We start from the raw sequence: 22,347 nt of genomic DNA, 5'->3' as shown, positions 1-22,347 counted from the left end.
AGATGAATTTTCTTATCCTTTCAAACGGTAATACACATCATTCCAGCGCAGCTCGTTTTCAAATGAAATAGAGTTTGTGTCATTGTTAATAACAACGAGTTCAATACCTACTAATTCTGCTAAGTCTCTAAGCTGTTCTGTTGATACAACATAAGAGAAGCATGTATGATGGGCTCCGCCTGCTTGAATCCAGTTTTCTACTGCTTGGCTTAATGATGGCTGCGTTTTCCATAACACTCTTGCCACTGGCAAATTCGGCATTTCCTCTTCTGGCTGAATCGCATCCACTTCGTTTACAAGCAGACGGAAACGGTGGCCAAGGTCAATGATAGAAGCATTTAATGCTAATCCTCCTCTTCCATCAAACACGATGCGGGCAGGATCTTCCTTGCCGCCAATACCTAGCGGGTGAACCTCGATTTTCGGTTTTGTTGCCGAAATTGTCGGACATACCTCCAGCATATGTGAGCCGAGAACCATTTCATTTTCTGGATCGAAATGATATGTGTAATCTTCCATAAAGGATGTTCCTTCATTGCCTGCAATTATTTTCATTAAGCGGACAAGCGCTGCTGTTTTCCAGTCTCCTTCACCTGCAAAGCCGTAGCCTTGTTCCATCAGTCTTTGCACAGCAAGACCAGGCAGCTGCTTCATACCATGCAAATCTTCGAATGTTGTTGTAAAAGCCGTATAATTTCCTTCTTCCAGGAATGCTTTCATACCTAATTCAATTTTTGCTTGCTCGCGGATGGAGTCTCTGATTGAGCCTTCCTCTAAACCTGCTGGTACGATATCGTATTTTTCTTCATACTCGGCCATCAAAGCGTCGAGGTCTGCATCCGTTACTTCATTCATCTTCGCTACAAGATCTCCGATGCCGTAGCCGTTCACTGTCCAGCCAAGCTTAATCTGTGCTTCAATTTTGTCGCCTTCAGTCACGGCAACCTGACGCATATTATCTCCGAATCTAGCAATCTTCAAAGCTTTGCTTTCAGAGAAAGCAACTGCAGTTCTCATCCAGCTGCCGATTCGTCCGCGGATTTCTTCATTTTCCCAGTGTCCGACAATAACCTTTCTGTTCAGTTGCAGTCTGCTTCCAATAAAACCATGCTCCCTGTCACCATGTGCTGATTGGTTAAGGTTCATGAAATCCATATCAATCGATTCCCATGGAATATCTCTGTTGTATTGTGTAGCAAAATGCAATAAAGGTTTTTGCAAGGCCGAAAGACCGGCAATCCACATTTTAGATGGAGAGAAAGTGTGCATCCATGTGATGATACCAGCACAGGATTCATTAGCATTTGCTTCTAAAGCAAGTCTTCTGATTGAATCAGCATCTTTCACAACCGCCTTAAATCTTAATTTATAGCTTAAAGAAGACGAGGAATCTAAACCGTTTACCATTGTCTTCGTATGCTCTTCCACTTGCTTTAATACATCTTCACCGTATAACAGCTGACTTCCCGTAACAAACCAGAATTCGTACTCTCTTGTATTTAACACATTAATTCCTCCTAGTTATTTTATTTGGATGTTTTTTGTTTTGTTTCTTCGCTTTTTTGTCCGTAATAGGCATTCGCACCATGTTTTCTTAAGTAATGCTTATCAAGCAAATACTGATCAATCCACTCCACATCTGGATTTAACTGCAATGTATGAAGGGCCATTTTAGCTACCTCCTCCAGGACGACAGCGTTATGGACCGCATTATCTGCATTCTTTCCCCAACAGAACGGGGCATGGCCTGTCACCAATATCCCTGGGAGTGCTTTCGGGTCAATGCCCTCTTTTCGAATTGTTTCAATGATGACATTGCCTGTCTCCAGCTCATAAGCTCGGTTGACCTCGTCTTCCGTCAGCTTTCTTGTACAAGGCACCTCACCATAGAAATAGTCCGCATGTGTTGTTCCTAATGCAGGAATTCTTCTGCCTGCCTGAGCCCAGCTTGTTGCCCAAGGCGAATGTGTATGTACAATCCCGCCGATTTCTGGAAATGCTCGGTATAAAGCAAGATGTGTCGGTGTGTCAGAGGAAGGGTTTAAATTCCCCTCCACAATATTTCCATCCAAATCAGTGACAACGAGGTCTTCTGCTTTCAGCTGTGAATAAGGGATACCGCTTGGCTTAATGACTACAAGATTGCTTTCTCTGTCGATACCGCTTACATTCCCCCAAGTGAAAGTTACTAAATTATGCTGAGGCAGCGCCAGGTTAGCTTCTAATACTTCCTGCTTAAGCTTCTCTAACATAGTTTCCCTCCTTGCCCTCAAGTGCAGCTTCTTTTTTAATCTGCTTGAGTGTTTTCATCACATTATTTTCACCGCGACCAAAATAATCATATAGGCGGGAATATTCATCAAAAAGCTTCTCATAAACGTTGACATTGTTTTCAATAGGCTGATAGATATGGTCCTTAATTCTTCCCATATCTTGAGCCGCTTCATTAATATGGTCATAACCCCCGCGCTCCTTACCCGCTGCGACAGCACCAAACATTGCACTTCCAAGAGCTGGTGTTTGGGAGGATGCTGAAATTTTAATATCCATGTTCAATACATCTGAATAAATCTGCATCATAAGGGTATTCTTTTCCGCGATGCCTCCTGCTGCGTAAACCTCATTGACTGGCACCCCGCTATTACGGAATGTCTCCACAATCATCCTTGTGCCGTATGCAGTTGCTTCAATTAAGGCACGATAAATTTCTTCCGGCTTTGTTAAAAGAGTGGCACCAAGCAATACTCCTGTCAGGTCAACATCAACAAGTGTTGATCTGTTCCCGTTCCACCAGTCAAGAGCAAGCAGTCCGCTTTCCCCAACATTCAGCTTGCTGGCTTTTTCTGTCAACAGCTGATGGATGTTCAAGCCCTTTTCTTCCGCTTCCTTCTGGTAGCTTTCCGGTACGCAGTTTTCTGTGAACCATTCAAAATGGTCTCCAACGCAAGATTGGCCGGCTTCATATCCTAGAAAGCCTGGAATAACTCCATCTTCGACCACTCCGCACATTCCTGGTACAATTTCCTCTGTTTCACCAAGCAAGATGTGGCATGTTGATGTACCCATGATCATTAGCAGCTTACCTGCCTCTGTTATTCCTACTGCGGGCACAGCAACATGGGCGTCCACGTTTGCAACTGCAACTGCTGTCCCCGGTTTTAAGCCTGTTAATTTTGCAGCTTTTTCTGTGATTTCCCCTGCTTTAGAACCAATGGAATGAATATCTGTAGACAGCTTCTCTTCTACAACATTTTCCAAGCGTGGATCTAGCGCCTTAAAGAATTCTTTGCTTGGGTAGCCTTCTTGTTTGTGCCAGATTGCTTTATAGCCTGCAGTACAGCTGTTTCGCGCAATCTTTCCTGTCAATTCGGAAATAACCCAATCAGTTGCTTCTAGCACTTGATCTGCGGCATCATAAACATCTGGTGCTTCATTAAGAATTTGCCAGATTTTCGGGATTGCCCATTCAGACGAAATTTTTCCGCCATAGCGCTGTAAAAATGTTTCTCCCCGCTGTGCAGCAATTTCATTCAGACGGTTTGCCTCATCTTGAGCTGCATGGTGCTTCCATAATTTCACGTAGCTGTGAGGATTTTGCTTAAACTCTGGCAAGAAGCAGAGCGGAATGCCGTTCTTATCAATCGGCAGGACCGTACAAGCAGTGAAATCAATCCCAACCCCAATAACATCTTCATTTGAAACATTAGCTTTCTGTAAAACCTCTGGTATCGTAATCTGCAAAACTTCTAAATAATCAGCAGGATGCTGAAGGGCCCAGTCATGTTCCAGCTTCGTCTTTCCGTCAGGTAAATACTCGTCCATTACACCATGTGTATATTCCTTAACGGCAGTAGCTACCTCTCTGCCTGTTCCTACCTCTACAAGAACCGCCCTGCCTGATTGGGTTCCATAATCTACTCCTATTGAGTACTTTGCCATGTGTATTTCTCCTTCCTAGCTAAAGTATGCGTTTTCAAAATTGAGATATTTAAATGTATCTGTCTAGTTCTTCCTTTACTTCTTTAAAATCTTTATACGTACAAGAAGCCTGTTGTCTCTGTTCATAAACATTTCTCATTCATCCTTACAACCAGATAACTTTTATCAACTTGTACGTATAACTATAATGTAATTCTAACATCTATTGAAATTATTTCAATCTCTTTTTTGAAAATTTTTTATTTATTTTCAACTTGTATGATTTAGCCCTTAATTGTCCTTAGCTCAAAAACTTTCGGCACCCTTTTGTCTGGATGTGCCCGGAATGTAATGGAAATTCTGTCTGTTGCCACACTAGGAATCTCATATTTAACGTATACAAATTGACTCATTTCTTCCCATTCTATCTTTCCGTCGGCAAGCTTCCTGTCATCTGCTAACACATCAAATTCCTTCATGCTGTTCCATTCATTTTTTGTATAAGCTGCTATAAGACTATTATTTTCGTTTGGCAAGACTGTCAGATTAAATCTGAAATGCCCATTCGGCCATGTGTCGCGGTACTTCCGGTTAGACACAGTTCCAATTCCGACATGCTCTCCTTCAAACTGATGGTCGCGCTCTGGCTGCATTTCTCCAGGCTGAACGAAATCAAGCGTTTTTTCTTGCAGCGCTTGTTCCTTTTGAAGCGCTTCTTTATAAGCTTTCTCCGCTTCCTGCCACTTATCTTTTGTAAACACATCCCAATAAACAGTCGCACTTCTGTCATGCAGAAGGTAAAACGGCAATAGCTTCACATCACGAGGATTGCCGATGCCATCCAGCCTGTATTCTGCATCAGCAGTAGCGACTATTGCATGAATTGGATCATCATCTGTCACAAGGACCGGTGTAAATAATAAATCCTTCGTAACCTGTGCGTCACTTATCTCCCCTAAATCTCCTGCAAGCACAATCGGCCCGTGTAAAAAAGCGACTCTGTCTGGATTATCCAGGATTGCTTCCTTGCGAAGTGTCATTGGTATATGAATATCCAGCACGTCTCCATCCTGCCAAACTCTTTCTATTTCAATAAGACTCGCAGGCTGATTATCATGCTGGTACTGTTCACCGTTTATGGAGATTTCCATTCCACTAACCGCCCAGTAAGGATATCTTAAATAGAGAGAAAAAGCCTTTTCCTCTTGGCAAGACAGTTCTATTCTAATTCTGCCATTCTGTGGATATTCTGTTTTTTGCTCGACAATAACCCCCATGTTATCCCAGTCAAGACGAGAAGGTATATATTGATTAACATACAGTTTATTTTCATCATGAAAATAAATGGCATTGCCATGGCTCGCATGGTTTTCCATCCCAGATCCTACACAGCATGTAAAGCTGTCAAACTTAGAGTTGTATTTTTTATGTCCGCCCATATCAAGTGACACAAAATAACAGACACTACCATCATGCGGATTTTGTGATGCAAGTATATGATTGTAAAGAGCTCTCTCATAGTAATCGCCTTCTTCAGCTGTAGGTTTCCACTTGAAAAGATGCTTTGTAAGCTTCAGCATATTGTATGAATTGCATGTTTCACACGTATTTTCACCGAGGCGGTCATTCAGTTTGCCAGCTTCGCCAAAATGCTCATTAAGTGAATTACCTCCAATTACATAGGAATGCTCATGAACGACAGTGTCCCAAAAGAACTCAGAAATTTCCTTGTACATTTCGTTGCCGGAGATTTCGTACTGCCGTGCCGCAGCGACCACTTTCGGTATTTGTGTGTTAGCATGCCTTCCAGCTAAAGCATCCCTTCTATCTGCTAATGGACTTAATACTTCTTTATGATAAAATCTTTCTGAAAGAGCAAAAAATCGGTCGTCACTAGTATGGACTGCCAAGTCAGCAAGAACCTCTGCCATTCCCCCGAATTCACATTTAAGCAGTTCATCCATCTGCTCTTCAGACAAACCCCTAACCATGTCCTCAAGCCAAAGTCCCAGCTTTATTTCCACTTGAAGCGCCTTTTCATTATCTGTGTAAATATACGCATCTCTTAAACCAGCAAACACTTTATGCATGGTGTATAAAGGCACCCATCCTCCATTTAAGTCAAAGCCTTGAGAATAGATTTTGCCTTCTTTTACTTCCTGAAAAATCTCTTTCCCTCTCGGTATGCCACAAATTAAACCTGTTCCGTCCGCTTGTTGGCAAAGCGCTAGTTCGTCAATTATATATGCTGTTCTTTCATTAAATCTGCTGTCACCTGTTGCAGCTGCCATCATAGAGCATGCAGAAATATAATGTCCAAGCGTATGGCCGGAAATTCCTTGTTCTTCCCAGCCCTTATAATGATCTGCTTTCGGCTCTAACCCTGCATATTGTCTGTATCTGGACAATAGCTTATCTGGTTTGAGCTGCAACAGATAATCTCTGTTTAATTCCATCGCATGTTTAAACGGGCCATCCGTAATTCTCACTTGCCTTAAATGAAAAGCTTCAACTGTCATTTTAGCTTCACTTCCCTATCTCTTATTTATAAGCAGTAACTGCAATTTAAGCATCCTTCTATGTAAGCGCATTCTATAATAAAAATTTTATGCTAGTTGTTCGTACATGTCAACTGAATTCCTTTTACATTTCTAGACATGTATTATTCTTTTTCGCTGAAATGGAGAACAACTTGCATACATTCACTTGTACGAAAACACCCTTTTTCCTATAAGCTGAAAGGTGTTTGCTCCAAGTGCATTAGGTAAAAAATTTAATGATAGTTTTTTTCGGTGTTTTTTGGTACGATATCTCTATATCTAATTTTGTACGTATAAGTTACAGATATGGAAACGCGAGAAAGTGGTGATAGTGTGGCACAACAAACAAAATACAACATGGTAAAAGAACAAATTACCGAATGGATTACAACAGGCAAAGTAAAACCAGGAGAAAAAATTCATTCTGAAAATGAACTTGTCAAAATGTTTGGCGTAAGCCGCCATACCATTCGCCAAGCAATTGGAGATTTGGTTCATGAAGGATGGCTGTACAGAGAACAAGGTGCCGGAACGTTCTGCTCCGACAGAAATACAAGTACAAATTCTGCTGGTCAAGCAGTGAAGCGCACAAAGAATATCGGGGTAATTACCACTTATATTTCTGATTACATCTTCCCTTCTATTATCAAAGGCATTGAATCTTATCTATCGACAAAAGGCTACTCCTTAACCTTTGCATGTACGGATAATGATATTGAAAAAGAAAAGCAAAGCTTGCAGACTATGCTTGGTAGCAATATTGACGGCCTGATTGTTGAACCGACAAAAAGCAGTAATTTCAACCCTAATATCAGCTATTATTTGGAATTAGAGCAAAATAAGATTCCGTATTTAATGATTAATCAGTTCTACTCCCAGCTTGCCCCGCCTTATATAATCGTCAATGATGAAAAGGGTGGGTATATTGCTACAGAGCATTTAATTAAGCTTGGACATAAACGAATCATCGGCCTTTTTAAAACAGATGATTTGCAAGGTGTCAACCGGATGAAAGGTTTCATTCAAGCATACAAAGATCATTCCGTTCCTTTCTTTCAGGATATGATCATTAACTTTACAACAGAAGACCAAGACAAATCCTTGGAAACTTTGCAGGAAATTTTAAAAAGAGAAGACAGGCCGACTGCGATTGTTTGCTATAATGACCAGCTTGCGATTAAAGCAATCAGCATTTTGCGCACAATGGGCTTATCTATTCCTAATGACATTTCCATTCTAGGCTTTGACGATTCTTTTTTAACAGAAGCTTCAGAAGTCAAACTAACATCTATTACCCATCCAAAAATGAAAATGGGCGAAGAGGCGGCCAAGTGGATTGTCGCTGCTGTTGAAAAGAAAAGCAAACCTGCCCCATCGATTGTCTATGAACCAGAAATAATCATCAGAGATTCAACTGCGGCAGTTCCTGTCGTAAAACAATAAGCAAAAAGGCTGAACGATTATGTTCAGCCTTTTTGCTATTATGTTATTTTATATAGTCTACTGCTGTGGGGTGCAAGAGTTACTTGGATTTTTTCTTTATTGGAAGTGGCTTCATTGCTCCAAACATCCTTCACTATGGAAGAACTGTTCCCCCCTAATTCCTCTAAAGAAACCTCTATTTCACAATGTGCTTCACCAATATTGAATAGAGCAACATAAACAGCATCTTCAGGACCATTGGCAGTCCAGACAACTTTATTGTCTTCTCTAAACAAAAGTCTGCTGTGAGAACCTTTTTGGTTTAGTTCCAGCATATCTTTATTTGTAAGCAATGACAGTGTCCAGCTGTCATTATCCCGAAGCTCTCCGCCAAACATAAGTGGCGAACGGAAAATCGACCATAAAGTCATCATCGTAACCTGTTCATCTTTTGTAAATCTTGTCCAGCGGTCTGCTCCCCCTCCATCAACGGAGCGAATGCCAATATGCCCTAATGGCAGCATATCGCAGTCCGGCCAATAGCCTGGTCCCGAAAGACCGCTCCACTTCTCGCATCTATCAAACATATCGTACAAAAGCTCCCATTGGTCCCAATAATCATCTGTCATTCTCCACATATTCGCATTATCACGCAATGTGTCTGCAAACTCTAATGGAGCAGGTCCTGGCGAAAGGCTTAAAACCATGTCTCTGCCGCAATGATCAATCGCCTTTCTGATCAGCTCGATTTCATCCACATGTGTGTTGTAAAGCTTTGATGCAGCAATATCATCGACCTTTACATAATCGACTCCCCATTCAGCATACAGCTTAAACAGCGAATCATAATATGCTTGTGCCCCTTCCTTGCTCGCATCTATTCCGTACATATCAGTATTCCATGGACAGATAGAATTAGGATGAGCAATATCGCGGGCTGTATGAACAGAGTTTAAAATAGGCGTATTCTGATGAACAGCTTGCCTTGGTATCCCTCTCATAATATGAATGCCGAATTTTAAGCCAAGGCTATGTACATAATCCGAAAGCTCCTTAAAACCTTTTCCGTCGGCAGCGGAAGGAAACCGATTGACTGCAGGAATTAAGCGGGAAAACTCATCCATTTCCAGTTCAACAAATGGACGATACATAGAGGAGTTCGCACCAGGCTCATACCACTGGATATCTACAACAATATATTGCCATCCAGACTCCTTTAAATGCGTTGCCATATATTCAGCGTTTCCTCTAACTTCCTCTTCTGTTACAGAAGCGCCGTAACAATCCCAGCTGTTCCATCCTAGTGGAGGAGTCTGGGCAAAACGATGATGATTCATTACTATTCACATCCTTCGCGATTTATAAGTTAATCTTAAAGGAAACGCATACAGCACATCTACGATAACTTTTTGCTTATATATGTAATATATTGCTATGTTAATCTAATTTTAATTGATGTAAATAAGCATGTTCTGTCGCCAAACGAAATTCACCTGGCGAAATGCCAATCCACTGATGGAATACTTTAATGAAATAACTGCCCGTCGAGTAGCCAAGCTCCTGAGCAATTGCCTCCATTGTCATATCCGTCTCTCTTAGAAGCCTGATTGCCTCTTCCATCCTAATCTTTGTTAAGTACTCAATTGGTGTGTATCCTGTTGTTTTTTTATATAGTCTTGTAAAGTAATACTTGGAAAGATTAACTTTATCCGCTATTTCCTCCAAGCTTTGCAAGCACTGGTAAGATGCCTCCATATAAGATGCAGCTTCTGCTACTGGCAGGGGCCATGACTGTTTTGCCTTTTTCGCAGATACTTGATGTCTGAACAGTTCCATAACAAACTCATAGACAATCGCAGAGGCCCGAAAGCCATCTGTTATGTGGTTTTTCGCAGCACTGGCAAAAATCCTTTTTAAGAAACGAATCGGCGAGCTGTCCTCTGACATAGAAAAAACAGAGCCAATATTAGACACGACCCTTTGCCATTCTGCTTCAATATTGGTAGGACGGAACATAATAAATAGAATCTCCCAATTCGAATTATTTTCCAGAAAAAAATAACGATGGTCGCTTGGTATCTCGACCATAAAGCCGGTTCCCTTTTCTAATTTATAGAGAGTTCCTTCTATTTCAATGTAACCACAGCCTTCGAGTGTATATTGGAACAAAAAAAGCGGACCATCTTTACGTGTTAATCCATTCCAATGATAAGCTTCCTTTGTAATACTTTGGTTTCCTACAGCAAACAGCTGATAAAATGATTGATTCAATGTGTCTAAAAACCGAAAACCATATACTTCCTGTTTATTATTTGACATGGTTGCTCCTCCAAAAAATGTAAGCGCTTAAATTTATGTGCAGGATAATTTCCTTTATTAGACTTATTGTCTATTATCATACAACATTACCTAATTTTCCACCACTTTTTTGAAGCGTTTTCAATCCTTAGAGAAATGATTGCTTTTACTGCCAATGACAGATAGCTTAAAGACAAAAGAAAAAGGAGCCTTCACAGCTCCTCTTTTTCCTCATTAGTTGCCAGCAACCTCTTTAATAATCGGCTTCCGTTGCACTCTCACTTCATATTTTGTAGTTTTGTTTTCAATAATGAATTCAGGAACACCGCCTCTATGTGCGTGTGATTCTTTAAATTCCTCACTTCCTACCCAGCCTAAGAAGCCTTCTTTGTTTTCCCATCTAGTGACGATAGTAATTTCCTCATAATCTGTTGTCCCAGCAGTTAACAGTACTTCTAATCCGATAAATCCTGCTTTTTCTTCAATTTTTCCAGTTCTGTTAAATCTCTCGATAAATCCTTCTGCAAATCCTTCTTTAACCTTTACCGTGTTTGTTACAATATACATATTTTCTTCCTCCTAAATTTCGTAGTTTGGGATAATAATAGGATAATTATTTTCAAATTTTATTTTTGCATCAATTTCATACACGTCTTTTAGCAATTGAGCTGTTAAAATACTTTGCGGTTTTCCAGTTTGATAGACTGCGCCATCCTTCATAACAATCAAGTTATCACTGTAAGCCCCTGCGTATTGCAGCTCATGCAATACCATAATGATAGTAATCTGATACGTTTTATTTATTCTTGTTAAAAGTTTCATCAGCTCCAGCTGATGGGTAATATCTAAATAGGTAGTTGGTTCGTCAAGCAATAAAACCGGTGTTTTCTGGGCAAGCGCCATGGCAATCCTCGCTCGTTGCATTTCCCCGCCAGATAAATGTCCTACCATACGATCGGCCATTTTTTCTAACCCAGTTTCTTTTATTGCCCACGCAATAATCTCTTTATCTTCTGCTGAAGCAGTTCCGGCAAGCTTATGAAATGGAACTCTCCCATAGGCAACTAATTCTTTCACCGTAATATTTGGCATTATTTCTTTTGCCTGCAGAAGCATGGCAATTTTCTTTGCATACTCTTTTCTTTTATATTTATGAATGAGCTGATTGTCCAATGTCACATTGCCGCTGTCTGTTTTTAAGAGTCGTGCAAAAAGTTTTAATAGTGTCGATTTCCCTGAACCATTGGGACCAACAATTGCTGTCATTTTTCCCTGTGGAAATTCAAGGTTAATATCATGGAGACGAAATTTCCCTTGCGCAAACCTCAAATCCTCTGATTTTAACACTGTCATTACAATATCCTCCTTCGACGCAGCAAAATGATGAAGAAAGGACCACCTAGTGCTGCAAGCAAGATACCGACAGGCAATTCAATTGGATCAAACAAGCTTCGTGCTGCCGTATCCGCAATGACAACTAAGGCTGCTCCGCCAATAATGGAAAAAGGCAGCAAAAACCGATAATCTTCTCCGATAAGAAGGCGTATGATGTGGGGAACCACCAATCCAACAAACCCAATCAAACCGGCAACACTGACGGCAATCCCTGCTAAAAAAGAGGCGAGCAGAATAATCAGCATGCGAATTAACTCTACATTTTGTCCTAATAATTTCGCTGCATCATCTCCTAAAATCAATATATTAACAGGTTTAATGGCGAGCAAGCTGACAAGCAGCATAATGATTGTATACGGCAAGATGATATCAACATGATACCAGCTTCGCCCGTTTAACCCTCCCGACAGCCAACCAATTACAGATTGGACTCTGTCGCTGTACAAGACCATTACTCCATTCATAATTGCTCCAAGCACTGCATTCATTGCCACACCTGCCAGTATAATCTTTACCGGTGATGCGCCTTTATCCCAAGCAAACATATAAATCAAAACGGTTGTTAAAAAGGCCCCGATAAATGCAATAAACGGCAATAAATAGCTGTACTGTGGAAATATAACCATTGTGATGATAGCGAACAAGCCACCGCCAGACGAAACTCCGATAATACCTGGATCTGCCAGCGGGTTTCTCATTACCCCTTGCAGCAATGCTCCTGATGCAGCTAGACATGCTCCAACACATAAGCCGACAATAACTCTCGGAAGACGGAGATTGTATACAATTTTTTCATACACACCTTCTCCACCTGATGCGAGCACACTCCATAACTCCTTAAAGGACACAGAAACTGCGCCAAATGATAAGCCTGCATATATGGCAATAAGCAGCAATAATAGGAGACTCACAAGGACTGCCATTCGTTTTTTCTTTCTTTCTACATATTCCAACATGCTCACTCCAAATGATTTAACAATTCAACCAAGTATTGCACAGCGTCAACTGCTCTTGTACCTGGATTTGTGCCAAATAAATCGGCAGGCAAGATTTCTACTCTGTCATTTTTAACAGCATCTAATGTATTCCAAGCAGCATTTTGTTTCATTTCTTTTAGAAAGCCTTGTTTAATTTCCTCTGCATCACCATGTGTAATTAAGAGAACGGCATCCGGGTTTGCTTCCACAACTCTTTCTGTATTTATTTGTGCATATTGCGGGAATTTTTCTAAGGCAGGATAATCACTTGCTACATTTATCCCTCCTGCCGCAGCTAAGAAATCACCGCTTAATGAATTTGGCAATGCTGCCATATACGTGCCTGGTGCACCATAAACAAGAAGCACACGTTTTTCCGAATTTTTTAAAGCGGAACTAGCAGCCTTTAAGTCTGCATCCAATTCCTTTATCAACTGATCAGCTTTATCTGTACTTTGCAGCATTTCTCCATAAAGAGTAATCTGCTTTTTAATATCTTGAATAGAGTTTGCTTCTGTCAAAACTGCTTTCGTACCTAGCCCTTCAATTGTCGGCACATCCTCCTGATTAAAGCCAACATTTGCTAACACAACATCCGGCTGAAGCAGTGCGATTTTTTCATAGTTAACTTCATGTGTTGTTCCAATTTGCTCAGCGTCCTTTGCGATTTCAAGCTTGCTTTCGTCTGAAAGTGTTGGTTTCCCAACTACTTCTACTCCAAATGCATGCATTAAATCAACATCTCCACTGCCCAAAGCCGCTACCTTTTCCGGTGCTTCCGTAAATGTTACAGTACGGTCTGCAAAATCAGTAACAGCTATAGAATCAGCACTCGACTCTGCTGTTCCTCCGCCTGTTTTTCCACATGCTGCAAGCAGGAAACCTATACTCAATATAGACATATACTTTCCTATTTTTTTGTTAAGCAAGATTTGTATCAACTCCTTTTCACCAGCTTGGCATGAACAACCAGCCTTCCTTCCAGTGAATCAATCGCATAATCACATGTTGATAATGTAACAATTCGATCTTCCGGACTAAACTCCATTTCTGTATCATACAAAGATTTCGCCTGCAATAAATCAACAAAATCAAGATATTCACTGTCTGTAGAAAAATCTGTTTCAATATAATAGAAATCCGTTGTAGTTTGATAAACAGAAAAGACTTCCAGTTCATAGCCTTCATATAAAGAATCTAAGTGAATTTTTTTATGTTTTTCAAAAAAGGACTCATTTAAATATTTCTTTAAACCGCTGAACATCGTACCATCCTTCATTCTATGTCCGTAAATTATGGTATTTTTATTGTTTTCAAGCTTTTTATCATTTCGGTAATCCAAAAAGATACTGCCAGCACGTGTTTCTTCTTTTTTATAATTTCGGGTCAGATAAAATTCATTATCAGAGGAATGTAGGATAGGATAATTTATTTTTGTATCATCAACTGTTATCCAGCCGACCATATCTTCATTAATTTCCAGCAATGGATCAAATGAGGAGCGGATGGATGTTGGCTGTAAGCTTTCGTCCGACGTTTGATTAGGTTTATAGATTTCCTGCACCGTTTCCAGCACTTTTCTGTTGGTGTAGTAATCATATAAAGGAGGAACTAGTTTATAGACTGAGTAAACAAAGACTAGAACGGCCATGATGGTAATTATTCGTTGGATTATCAGCTTTGCACTCATTGTTTCCCTTCCTTTCTCAAATGCTCAACGGAACGATATATAAACCTGTTTCGTCATCCTCATTAACGACTATATGAACATCATAAATTTCTTTTATTTTTTCCTGTGTAATCACTTGTTCCGGACGCCCATAAGCTTTTATTGCCCCATCCTTCATAACGATGACCAAATCGGAGTATCGGAGCGCCTGGTTCATATCATGGAGAACCATAACGATTGTAATGCCGTGAACAGTATTTAATTCTTTAATTAATGACAGTAATTCTAGTTGATGATAGATATCCAAATAGGTTGTTGGTTCATCTAAAAATAATATCTCTGTTTTTTGTGCAAGTGCCAGCGCTATCCAGACACGCTGTCTTTGCCCTCCGGATAATGCACTCACAGGTGTATCCTTGAAGTCTTGCAGTTTGGTGCATGCAAGTGCCCACTCTATTGCATCTGTATCTTCCTCATTGTCCTGTTTCCAAATCTTTTTATAAGGTATTCTCCCAAACTGTATAAGCTCTTGGACTGTCATATCCTCTGAGATGTGGTTTGTTTGGTTAACCATCGCAATTTTCCGGGCAAAATCCTTCGCTTTATAGGAATGTATATCCTTACCATCCAAGGTGATGGCACCAGCAGTTTGTTTTTGACCTCTTGCTAAAAGTGATAACAAGGTTGATTTTCCGCAGCCATTTGGACCAATGATTGTCGTTATTTTATGCTTTTCTATCCTTCCTTCTAATTCCTCCATAAAGGCTCTTCCTTGGTCATAGGAGAAAGACAGGCCTTTAAACTCCATTTAATTTATCCCCTTTCCTCAGCAAAAAGATCAAAAATGGACCGCCAATTACTGCCATGATTGTCGAGGCAGGAATTTCTAGGGGAGCAATCAAAAGTCTTCCAAACGTATCGGCAGTTAATATCAGAAAAGCTCCTGCCAATGCCGAAAAAGGAATAAGAATATGATGATTTGTCCCGACTAGCTGTCTTGATATATGGGGAATAATCAATCCGGCAAAGATAATAATACCTGCGATAGATGTTGCCACAGATGCGAGAAATACAGCAATCACAGAAATAATAATCCGGACAAGCTGAATATTAACTCCTAATTGGACAACCTTCTTATCTTGTAATTTCAGCAGGTTACACCATGGGCTTACTAGTAACGCGAGCAGGATACCTATTAATCCAAGGGGGACAATTAACTCAACATCTTCCCAAGTTTTCATTGTTAAATTTGATGCGTTCGATGCTCCAACAGTGATATTAAAATAGGCGCAAATATTAATGAGAGCTTCTCTCAACCCTGTGAACATAGCACTCACTGCGATACCTGTCAGAATAACCCTTAAAGGCTTCAATCCAGATTTCCAGGAAAGCATATAAATAATAAAGCAAGATACCGCTCCTCCTAAAAAGGCAAATAGGGTGCTGCTGATGAACAGCGTTGGCAAAAATAACAATCCAAATAACGTAAAAAAGCTTGCACCGGCTGAAATCCCCATAATTCCTGCATCTGCCAGTGGATTCCTCATGACAGATTGAAAAAGAACACCGGAAACTGCCAAAATCGCTCCTGTAAGGAGGGCGACGATAATTCTCGGAAACCGGAGATCGACAATGACATTAACTTCTTCGTTGTTACCGTGCAGAACTCCATTTACCAATGTCATTAAACTAACGGAGATGCTCCCCTTTGCAGCAGAGTAAACAGTTATTCCAATCAGCGCCATAATTACGATAATAAAACTGATAATTTTCTTATTCATGTATCTCTTCCTTTGCTACTCATACATCATTTCCAATAGCTGGTCTAATGCCTGCGTGATGTTTAAATTAGCAGTTGTAGCGAATAACGGCTCTTCCAAGTCGTACACTCTTCCATTTTTCACTGCATTAAAATGTTTCCAAATATCATTTTCCGCAAATTCCTTGTCAAATTCTTTGGCAACTTGGTCTGGCACCCCATGTGATAAGCGTAAAATTATATCTGGGTTGGTTTGCTGTAGAAACTCCGTATTTGCAGATATGTATTCTGCGGCCTGATCTTCAACGGCATTCTTCCCGCCCATTACTTCCACTAAATTGCCGACATAAGAATTTTCTGTGGCCACAAGATAACTGGCACCAGGCACACCAAGCAATATCAACACAACTGGCTGCTCCTTATCCTTTGTCTGCTCCTCCATTTCTGCAACCTTTGATTGAATCGAGTCAACAAGCTTCTTTGCATTATCGGTTTTTTCATATTTTTCGCCAAGCTCTGTGATAGACTGAATCATATTATCGACACTTTCCAAATTCACAAAAGAGGCCGGAATATTCATGCTCTCAAACTTTTCGCTCAAGTCATATTCCAAAGTTGTTACAGACAGAACTTCTGAAGGGTTAAGAGATTTAATGATTTCCATATCAGGACTCATCGGATTGCCAACCTCCGTTACATCCTTGTACCTTTCAGGCAGAGTATATTGTGTTGTCGGCACTCCTGCTAAATCTACTTCCAGCTTATCCATGATTTCAGCAACTGCTAATGTAGTGGCAACAACTGTTTCTTCCGGTTGTTTTTCTGCCGGCTTATTGCTGGACACATCACTACTGTTATTAGAGCAGCTTGCAAGCAGAAGACATATGCATACAAATAAACATGTCTTAACGTATTTCATATTTCTCCTCCCTGAGTTAAAGCAAATACATTTTCCGCGAGATTGATTGCTCAATCTCGCAGAATATCTTAAAATGAGCGTTTGCGATATTTTCTTATCAACACGGCAAGGGAAATAAGCAGTAATGATAGATATAATGCTATTTGTGCTGTATCTCCAGTTTTTGCATTGATAACTTTATTGGTAGTTTCTGCTGTTTTTGTTTCATCAGCTGTTGTGTCTCCATCTCGGTTAAATTCAAGATTTTCACCATTGTCTGTAGTACCATCTTCTGCATTAGTGTCTTCGTGATTAATCTGGTCAAAATCATTGTCAATTCCTTCGACCGGAAGATCTGACACATCAAATAAGAAGCGGATTTCATACCAGTGATCATAATTCAACTCAGGAATTACAACATGAATATTACCAACAGTCGGATTAGCTAAATCTGCAACAGGGAATTCTACTACTGTGGAATTGCCAGATTTGCTGATTACCGTTACAGCTTTAGATCCTACAAGGAATTCAGTGATAAATTCTGTGTTAACTGTCAGTCTAGCAACTACTTTGCCGTCCTTCACAATTAGTTTTCCTGGCTTAACGAAATAAGAATCTGCCATTGATTTTTCATTATTACTTGCATGTAATACAGAATAATCAACCGTATATTCTCCATCCTTTAAGACAGTATTTTCGCCTTTATCACCTTTGCCATCTTCTTTATCTTCATCTACATTGCCTGGATTTTCTTCAGGCTTTTCTTCATTTCCATTGCCATTTCCTTCTTCGTTCCCGCCTGTACCGTTTCCATTATCTCCGGATTTTGTTGGCAGTTTGCTAGTATCATAGTCAAAGCGAACGGTATACCAATGATCGTAGCCAATTGCCGGAACTTCAACATGAATTTCTGCACTAGTTAGTCCAGTCAAATCAGCAACAGCAAATTGCACAACTGTTTTCCCAGCACTTTGGCTAATAATTTCAGCTTCTTTACCGTTAATCTTAAACTCTGTAATATAGTCATTGAATTCTACTTGAACAGTTGCATTACCATTTTTTAATGTCACTTTACCAGGCTTTGTGAAATATTGATCTGCCATTGATTTTTCATTTTGCAATGCATGTAAAATGCTGTAATCTAATTGATACTCACCATCTACAAATTGACTGTTTGCTCCTTCACTTTCACCTGGTGTTGTGCCTGGGTTTTCTCCTTCACCTTCACCTGGTGTTGTGCCTGGGTTTTCTCCTTCACCTTCACCTGGCGTTGTGCCTGGATTTTCTCCTTCGCCTTCACCTGGTGTTGTGCCTGGATTTTCTCCTTCGCCTTCACCTGGCGTTGTGCCTGGATTTTCTCCTTCGCCTTCACCTGGTATTGTGCCTGGATTTTCTCCTTCATCATCAACAGAAATGGAGCTTTCATCAAATACCATTCTGACTACATGACTCATTCCATAAGACATGGCTAATTGGATATTGGTTTCTCCGCTTAAATCCTGAACTTCAAAACGAAGCACTTTTGTATTGGCTGCAGCGTCTTGTGAAATAACGTCAGCATCCACATACTCTCCATTCACTTCTGCTTTAAAGCCTGTTACGAAATTGCTGGAAGACAGATTTAGTTGAATATATGTTTTTCCATTTTCAACAATTAGCTTCGCTGGTTTTGATAAGTAATTGCCCATGCTGGAAGCTTCATCTGCATTTTCCTTCCAAACTTTGTAATCGATTGTGTATATGCCATCTGCAAGCGGCTCTTCTTCTCCTTCACCTGGCGAAGGTTCTGGATTTTCTTCTGGCTCACTTACAACAACAGTGCCTTCATCAAACACCATTCTGACTACATGACTCATTCCATAAGACATGGCTAATTGGATGTTTGTTTCTCCACTTAAATCCTGAACTTCAAAACGAAGCACTTTTGTATTGGCTGCAGCGTCTTCTGAAATGACGTCAGCATCCATATATTCTCCATTCACTTCTGCTTTAAAGCCTGTTACGAAATTGCTGGAAGACAGATTTAGTTGAATATATGTTTTTCCATTTTCAACAATTAGCTTCGCTGGTTTTGATAAGTAATTGCCCATGCTGGAAGCTTCATCTGCATTTTCCTTCCAGACTTTGTAATCGATTGTGTATGTGCCATCTGCAAGTGGTTCTTTTTCTTCCAATACAGGCAAGTTTTCTGTGTTGAAATCAAACCTTACATTGTACCAATGATCATAATTAATTGCTGGAATCTCAACATGTATTTGCGCCTCTGTAATGCTGTTGAGAGATGCTAGCTGGAACTCAGCAACTGTTTTTGTGCCATCATTGCTGATAATCGTCGGATTTTCACCATTAACAGTGAATTCCGTAATCAGGCTGCTGTACTCCGTCTGCACAGTAATATTTCCATCTTTAACGATAACTTTACTTGGTTTTGTGAAGTAGTTATCTGCTATCGACTTCTCCTCTGCCGTTCCATGCAACACTGTATAGTCGACTTCATACTCACCGTCTTCGTACACGATATCTTCCTGTGGTGCAGCAGGGGTTTCTTCCTCTGACTCTCCTGCTTCTTCACTTGGATTTTCCGGTGTTGTTGCAGGTTCTTCTTGCTCTTCACCTGGATTTTCCGGTGTTGTTACAGGCTCTTCTTGCTCTTCACCTGGATTTTCCGGTGTTGTTACAGGCTCTTCTTGCTCTTCACCTGGATTTTCCGGTGTTGTTGCAGGTTCTTCCGCTTCTTCACCTGGATCTTCTGGTGTTGTTGCAGGTTCTTCTGCTTCTTCACCTGGATTTTCTGGTGTTGTTGCAGGTTCTTCTGCTTCTTCACTTGGTTCTGTTTGAACAGGTAAAGAAGCTGTATCAAAGTCAAATCTGACTGTATACCAGTGATCATAGCTTATTGCTGGAACTTCGACATGAATCTCAGCTTCTGTCAGTCCTTCCAGATCAGCAACTGGAAACTCAGCCGTAGTTTTGTCTCCAGCTTCGCCTATCTTTGTAACAGGAGTGCCGTTAACTTTAAACTCTGTAATGTAATTACTGTACTCTACCTGAACTTTAGCCTGTCCGTTCTTAATGATTAATTTTCCAGGCTTTGTATAGTACTGGTCGGCCATTGATGCTTCATCATTTGTTGCATGCAATATAGTATAGCCAATACTATATTCCCCATCTGCCACAGCAGTACTGCTGTTCAATTCGGCAGCATAAGCTCTATTATCCAAAGGAATGACAGTGCTTACGATGGAAAAGACTATTACAAGAAACGCAAGTGCAATTTTTGCAGCCTTCATTCTGTTCTTTTGCTCCTTTTTAGTAGAATATGTAGCTCTTTTCATGTAGTTATTTAGTTCTGCTTCTTGATTCTGAACTAAATCGGCTGTTAGTTGGACAATCCAGTAGTATTAAAGTCAATCCTCACTGTATACCAGTGGTCATAACTAATCGCTGGAACTTGTACATGAATTTCTGCAGCTGTTAAACCCTCAATATCAGCAACAGGAAACTCAGCCTTAATTTTGCCGCCGCTTTCACTTATCTTTGTTGCCGGCGTACCATTTACTTTAAACTCTGTAATTAAATTGCTATATTCTACTTGGACTTTAGCCTGACCATTCTTTATGATTAGCTTTCCTGGTTTTGTATAATATTGGTCGGCCATTGATGCTACATTATTTGTTGCATGCAATACCGTGTAGCCGATACTATATTCCCCATCTGCTACAACTGAACGGCTGCTTGACTCGGCAGCATAAGCTTTGTTATCCAAAGGAATTACTGTACTAACAACGGAAAAAACTGTTACAAGAAACGCAAGTGCTATATTTGCAGTTTTCATTTTCATCTTTTTCTCCTTTTTAGTAGAATTTGTAACTCTTATTAGAAACTATTTAACTAGCTTTTTTCTGTTTACAACATAAAATACGATAATCCCAAGGGATACAACCATTAATACAGTGAAGACAGTGATTTCTGATTGATCAGAAGTTCTTGGGTTTTCCACTTTGGCTGCTGTTTCTTTTGTTGTGTCTTGTTCAGTTGAACTTGCTGCTGTCTCAGAGGTTGAATTTGATGTTTCTGAAGTGGATGAATTAGATTGTGAAGAAAGAGCATTTGCTGAACTTTCATCAAAATCAAATCTTATCGTGTACCAATGGTCGTAATTCTGGTCTTCCACAATGACATGAATCTCTGCATTTGTAGGATTCTGAAGTGAGTTGATGTTAAATTGAACAACACTGGATTCACCATTTTTACTTATTTCGGTAACGTTTTGTCCTCCTACTTTAAACTCTGTAATAGCTGAAGTAGAAATACCTACTTGGACTTTAAGAGCTCCATTTTCGACAATCAATTTTGCCGGTTTTTGGAAATAGCCATCAGCCATTGAGGCTGAGTCATTATCTGCTCTTAATACAGAGTAATTAATGGAGTACTCGCCGTCTGCTAGTGATGCAGCTAAAGATTTAGTGCTGAAACCAACAGATAGAAATGTGAATATTGCTAATATTGCAACTATTTTTATTGCAACTTTCTGTTTAAGCAAGTATATTTCTCCCCTCTATATAGTTATATTGGTAAAGCTAAAATACGAATTTTCAGTGCCCCCCTTCCTGTACCTATTTCAGGCACAACCTGCCCTAGGTTCATATTAAATGAAAGTGATTCTCATTGTCAATTGGTTTTTTCTCAATTAGAAAATATTATTCTCATTTAGTTGATAATAAGCTGTGAAAAAAGCAGTTGTGGTTTTTTCGCAACTGCTTTTCTTAATTAGTTAATTCTTCAGCAATTTAGCCACTTCCTCCACACCGACACGATAATCGACGAGCTTGCCCTCCTTTATCTTCAGCATGGTTGGCGTCCCTGCTATTTCTAGTTCGGAGGCTGACTTTGGCATTTGATTTTCATATGCAGTCTGATGGACAGCATACAATTTATGATCATCCCTCGATTGAATAGACCAAGCTATATCCTTGTCATTTATAAAATCATTGATATTTATGGCATCATCGAGAATTTCCTTCCCATCCTCCACCCTACCAATCACTTTGTCGTACTTGTTGTGATGATCTTGCCAATCATACCAGCTGACTGCATTTTCCTTATCGCCCATATCAACGATATAAAGTGGAGTTTCTCCAGTTTTTGTGTATTCAAGGACAACATTTTCTATTTGTTTACAGTAAGAGCATGCCTCTTGCCAAAAGTAAACAATATATTCCTTGTCAGCTTGCGTGTATGTCTCTTGAGCCGCAATTTTTTTAATGTCCTTTATCTCTTTCGGTCCGTTCGTTTGTATCAGCATAACAAGCAGCCCTGCTAAGCATATAACCACTGCCGAAAAAATTAGCCCTTTAACCTTTTTATTCATCTTCCGCTCCCTTCGTTTTGATATTTCTATTGTAGCGAACAGAAAAAGCCTTTAGACATCCTTTTGCCAGTCAATTCTGACATATTTGTGACAAACGGCT

At 40.1% G+C, this 22,347-nt stretch carries 19 protein-coding genes; 1 reads left to right on the top strand and 18 read right to left on the bottom strand.

What is annotated here, in order from left to right; genetic code table 11:
• Window positions 1-12: 12 nt before the first annotated feature.
• The 4 genes from araA to MKX82_RS05160 all read right to left on the bottom strand — a co-directional run bounded on the left by araA (window position 13) and on the right by MKX82_RS05160 (window position 6,437).
• Window positions 13-1,506, bottom strand: coding sequence for an L-arabinose isomerase (gene araA / locus MKX82_RS05175; RefSeq protein ID WP_233317170.1), 1,494 nt, complete (start codon window positions 1,504-1,506; stop codon window positions 13-15).
• A gap of 20 nt (window positions 1,507-1,526) precedes the next feature.
• Window positions 1,527-2,252, bottom strand: a complete 726-nt coding sequence (gene araD / locus MKX82_RS05170; protein ID WP_233317171.1) for an L-ribulose-5-phosphate 4-epimerase — start codon at window positions 2,250-2,252, stop codon at window positions 1,527-1,529.
• Entirely contained in the window at window positions 2,236-3,939 is a 1,704-nt protein-coding gene (araB, locus tag MKX82_RS05165; protein ID WP_233317172.1) for a ribulokinase, read from the bottom strand. Before araB ends, araD begins: the two co-directional genes overlap by 17 nt.
• A 263-nt stretch (window positions 3,940-4,202) precedes the next feature.
• On the bottom strand, window positions 4,203-6,437 hold the full coding sequence (locus MKX82_RS05160) for a glycoside hydrolase family 127 protein (RefSeq protein ID WP_341075439.1): 2,235 nt from the start codon (window positions 6,435-6,437) through the stop codon (window positions 4,203-4,205).
• A 354-nt stretch (window positions 6,438-6,791) separates the two neighbouring features.
• On the opposite strand from MKX82_RS05160, the gene MKX82_RS05155 reads away from it, so the two are divergent.
• Entirely contained in the window at window positions 6,792-7,901 is a 1,110-nt protein-coding gene (locus MKX82_RS05155) for a GntR family transcriptional regulator (RefSeq protein WP_282581422.1), read from the top strand.
• A 38-nt stretch (window positions 7,902-7,939) separates the two neighbouring features.
• Here the strand turns inward: MKX82_RS05155 and MKX82_RS05150 are convergent, their stop codons facing one another.
• The 14 genes from MKX82_RS05150 to MKX82_RS05085 all read right to left on the bottom strand — a co-directional run bounded on the left by MKX82_RS05150 (window position 7,940) and on the right by MKX82_RS05085 (window position 22,247).
• A complete protein-coding gene (locus MKX82_RS05150; RefSeq protein ID WP_341075437.1) occupies window positions 7,940-9,217 on the bottom strand; it encodes a glycoside hydrolase family 27 protein in 1,278 nt (425 codons plus the stop codon).
• A gap of 100 nt (window positions 9,218-9,317) precedes the next feature.
• Window positions 9,318-10,199, bottom strand: coding sequence for a helix-turn-helix transcriptional regulator (locus MKX82_RS05145; RefSeq protein WP_341075435.1), 882 nt, complete (start codon window positions 10,197-10,199; stop codon window positions 9,318-9,320).
• Between the two features lie 213 nt (window positions 10,200-10,412).
• Complete coding sequence (isdG, locus tag MKX82_RS05140; protein WP_233317176.1) at window positions 10,413-10,745, bottom strand: heme oxygenase; 333 nt, start codon at window positions 10,743-10,745, stop codon at window positions 10,413-10,415.
• Between the two features lie 12 nt (window positions 10,746-10,757).
• The gene (locus tag MKX82_RS05135) at window positions 10,758-11,531 is read right to left on the bottom strand and encodes an ABC transporter ATP-binding protein (RefSeq protein WP_341075431.1); all 774 of its coding nucleotides are present in this window, start codon (window positions 11,529-11,531) and stop codon (window positions 10,758-10,760) included.
• A complete protein-coding gene (locus MKX82_RS05130) occupies window positions 11,531-12,529 on the bottom strand; it encodes a FecCD family ABC transporter permease (RefSeq protein ID WP_411410690.1) in 999 nt (332 codons plus the stop codon). Before MKX82_RS05130 ends, MKX82_RS05135 begins: the two co-directional genes overlap by 1 nt.
• A 2-nt stretch (window positions 12,530-12,531) precedes the next feature.
• A complete protein-coding gene (locus MKX82_RS05125; protein WP_341075430.1) occupies window positions 12,532-13,479 on the bottom strand; it encodes an ABC transporter substrate-binding protein in 948 nt (315 codons plus the stop codon).
• 8 nt (window positions 13,480-13,487) lie between these two features.
• The gene (gene srtB / locus MKX82_RS05120) at window positions 13,488-14,240 is read right to left on the bottom strand and encodes a class B sortase (RefSeq protein ID WP_341075427.1); all 753 of its coding nucleotides are present in this window, start codon (window positions 14,238-14,240) and stop codon (window positions 13,488-13,490) included.
• 16 nt (window positions 14,241-14,256) lie between these two features.
• The gene (locus MKX82_RS05115; RefSeq protein ID WP_233317180.1) at window positions 14,257-15,027 is read right to left on the bottom strand and encodes an ABC transporter ATP-binding protein; all 771 of its coding nucleotides are present in this window, start codon (window positions 15,025-15,027) and stop codon (window positions 14,257-14,259) included.
• The gene (locus MKX82_RS05110; protein ID WP_237941007.1) at window positions 15,017-16,000 is read right to left on the bottom strand and encodes a FecCD family ABC transporter permease; all 984 of its coding nucleotides are present in this window, start codon (window positions 15,998-16,000) and stop codon (window positions 15,017-15,019) included. The genes MKX82_RS05115 and MKX82_RS05110 overlap by 11 nt, the downstream gene beginning before the upstream one ends.
• Before the next feature lie 15 nt (window positions 16,001-16,015).
• Window positions 16,016-16,897 (bottom strand): heme ABC transporter substrate-binding protein IsdE, encoded by an 882-nt coding sequence (gene isdE / locus MKX82_RS05105; protein WP_233317182.1) that lies wholly within the window; start codon window positions 16,895-16,897, stop codon window positions 16,016-16,018.
• 68 nt (window positions 16,898-16,965) lie between these two features.
• Window positions 16,966-20,211: an NEAT domain-containing protein gene (locus tag MKX82_RS05100; protein WP_341075421.1), complete on the bottom strand. Its 3,246-nt coding sequence runs from the start codon at window positions 20,209-20,211 to the stop codon at window positions 16,966-16,968.
• Window positions 20,212-20,255: 44 nt separating this feature from the next.
• Window positions 20,256-20,717, bottom strand: coding sequence for an NEAT domain-containing protein (locus tag MKX82_RS05095; RefSeq protein ID WP_233316801.1), 462 nt, complete (start codon window positions 20,715-20,717; stop codon window positions 20,256-20,258).
• A gap of 42 nt (window positions 20,718-20,759) precedes the next feature.
• Entirely contained in the window at window positions 20,760-21,419 is a 660-nt protein-coding gene (gene isdC, locus MKX82_RS05090; protein WP_233316800.1) for a heme uptake protein IsdC, read from the bottom strand.
• A gap of 231 nt (window positions 21,420-21,650) precedes the next feature.
• Window positions 21,651-22,247, bottom strand: a complete 597-nt coding sequence (locus MKX82_RS05085) for a hypothetical protein (protein ID WP_341075419.1) — start codon at window positions 22,245-22,247, stop codon at window positions 21,651-21,653.
• Window positions 22,248-22,347: the final 100 nt, after the last annotated feature.

Origin of the sequence: Niallia sp. FSL R7-0271, assembly GCF_038005785.1 — a bacterium.
GTDB lineage: Bacteria > Bacillota > Bacilli > Bacillales > Cytobacillaceae > Niallia.
Note: the sequence above shows the minus strand (reverse complement) of the source record. Positions and strands in the feature narration are given on the sequence as shown.